This window comes from Comamonas sp., from assembly GCF_036643215.1.
Lineage (GTDB): Bacteria > Pseudomonadota > Gammaproteobacteria > Burkholderiales > Burkholderiaceae_C > Comamonas.
The window spans coordinates 1-2,189 of sequence record NZ_JAVXSJ010000084.1 but is presented as its reverse complement, the minus strand read 5'-3'; the positions used below and the strand labels follow the sequence as shown (position 1 = coordinate 2,189).

The 2,189-nt window shown below is 58.4% G+C and carries 2 protein-coding genes and 1 pseudogene; 2 read left to right on the top strand and 1 reads right to left on the bottom strand.

The features are described 5' to 3' along the window. A pseudogene (locus RSF91_RS19785) lies at nt 1-314 on the top strand (50S ribosomal protein L3 N(5)-glutamine methyltransferase); the annotation flags it as partial. Between the two features lie 112 nt (nt 315-426). On the opposite strand, the gene RSF91_RS19780 reads toward RSF91_RS19785, so the two are convergent. Then, complete coding sequence (locus tag RSF91_RS19780) at nt 427-1,269, bottom strand: ferritin-like domain-containing protein (RefSeq protein WP_332570003.1); 843 nt, start codon at nt 1,267-1,269, stop codon at nt 427-429. Between the two features lie 231 nt (nt 1,270-1,500). Between RSF91_RS19780 and RSF91_RS19775 the strand changes: the two genes are divergently transcribed. After that, nucleotides 1,501-2,189, top strand: a 689-nt coding sequence (locus RSF91_RS19775; RefSeq protein ID WP_332570002.1) for an ATP-binding cassette domain-containing protein, incomplete at its 3' end; no start/stop codon positions are given.

The window sequence follows — 2,189 nt, the reverse complement described above, 5'->3', positions numbered from 1 at the left end:
TGTGCAACCCGCCTTACGTCAACTCCGACAGCATGGGCAAGCTGCCCGCCGAATATCTGGCCGAGCCTGAGCTGGCCCTGGCCGGTGGCACGGACGGCATGGACTTCATTCGCCAGCTGCTGCAAGACCTGCCCGCGCGCCTGAACAAGGATGCCGTGGTGATTCTGGAAATCGGCAACGAAAAACCGTACTTTGAAGCCGCCTTCCCCGACCTGCCCATCTTCTGGCTCGATACCAGCTCGGGCGACGAGCAAGTGCTGCTGATTACCGAAGAAGCGCTGCGTCACTGGTCAAATAACACTCTACCGCAATAAAAATAAGCGCAAGCAGCTATCAAAATAGCAGCACCAGACAAAACAAAAGGCCCGGACTCGCCAGAGTACCGGGCCTTTTTCTATGTAGCGCATTGATGACTGCCAGCCGCGCTTAACCGTGCGCCAGCACCCGCGTCGCCAATTTAGAGATAGGTGTTCGTATCAGCCCCTCCACCCGTTGCGGCAGCAGCATGGGCTTGAGCAACATGCGCACCGCCAGATCCGCTGGCAGGCGGCTGCTGATCAGCTCGTAAATACGTTGTGCCATCTCTTCCAAAGGGACCGTTGTAGCGGAAAAATACGGCCCCTTGTGCGCCCAGACATGGCGCAGCGCAATCTCCGTATCGCTATCGCGCAGCTCCTTGAGCCGCCCATACAGCGCCTTGGCAATACGGGCGCGCCCCACCGGGGATTCATCCTGCATCTCTTTGAAGAACTTGAGAAAGTGCTTGAAGTGATTCACCTCGTCATTGCGAATATGACCCAGCATCTGGCTCAGCACCGGCTCGTCACTCAAATCGCGCAGCGTATGGTAGTAAGCCGTGGTACTGGTCTCCACCACGCAGCGCGCCACCAGTTCAAGACGCTGGTCGGGGTAGAGCTCTTCCATGGTGCACAGCTGCGAATACTCGGCAAAGAAGCTGTCATAGGCCTGCTGCCAAGGGAATGCGGGCCACACCGCCTCGACATAGGCCCGCAAGGCTCTGCCGTGCTGCAGCTCCTCTGCTTCCCACTGGGTGCTGAGCCAGTCCGCAATCTCGGGCCAGGCCGCGTAATGCTCGGCCAGATTAGCGGCATAGGTATCCGAGCCTGTTTCGATGAACGAGGCACTCATCAGCAAGAAGAACAAATCTTCATTGCCCTCAACGACTGTGCGATCAATGGCCGAAAAATCTATGTCCTCAACGCGCCAGTGTGCGGCGGTCTTTGGTGTGTGTGACACGTTTTGCTGCATTCGTTGCTGAACCCAGAGCTGTAACGGGTTAAAAGATACGCGATCTTGCCAAGACAAGCACCTCTATTGCGTCAGATTTCGCCGACATTACAGGCGAATAACAATTTTACCTACGCGCTATTGTTTGCCTTGCACCTGCGAAATCGACGGTTGAGCACTGCATCTATCACGACAGCCTATTTCACGGGGCCGCAGGCTGGCATCCAATCACTGGGATAATCACCCCCAGTCATGATCAGCCTCAAGAACATCACGCTGCGCCGCGGCACCAAAGTCCTGCTCGACCAGGTTAGCACCACCATCAACCCGGGAGAATCCGTGGGCCTCGTCGGCCGTAACGGTGCGGGTAAGTCCAGCCTGTTTGCTCTGCTCAATGGCAGCATCAGCGAAGACGGTGGTGATTTCTTCATCCCCCCGCAATGGCGCATGGCCCAGGTGGCCCAGCACATGCCCGAGACGGACGAGTCCGCTACCCAGTTTGTGCTGGATGGCGACACACGTCTGGCCGAGCTGAATGCCAAACTGGCTGCAGCCGAAGCGTCTGAAGACGGCATGGAAATCGCCCAGGCCTATATCGACTTAGGCGATGCCGGCGCCCATGATGCGGAAGCACGCGCCCAGGCGCTGATTCTGGGTCTGGGCTTCAAGGTCTCCGAGCTGAGCCACCCCGTCAACAGTTTCTCGGGCGGCTGGCGCATGCGCCTGCAACTGGCCCGCGCGCTCATGGCGCCAAGCGACCTGTTGCTGCTGGACGAGCCTACCAACCACTTGGACTTGGACGCTCTGGTCTGGCTGGAAGCCTGGCTCAAGCGCTACAGCGGCACGATGATCGTCATCAGCCACGACCGCGAATTCCTGGACGCCATCACCAACGTCACCCTGCAAATTCAGGGCGGCCAGATCAACCGCTACGGCGGCAA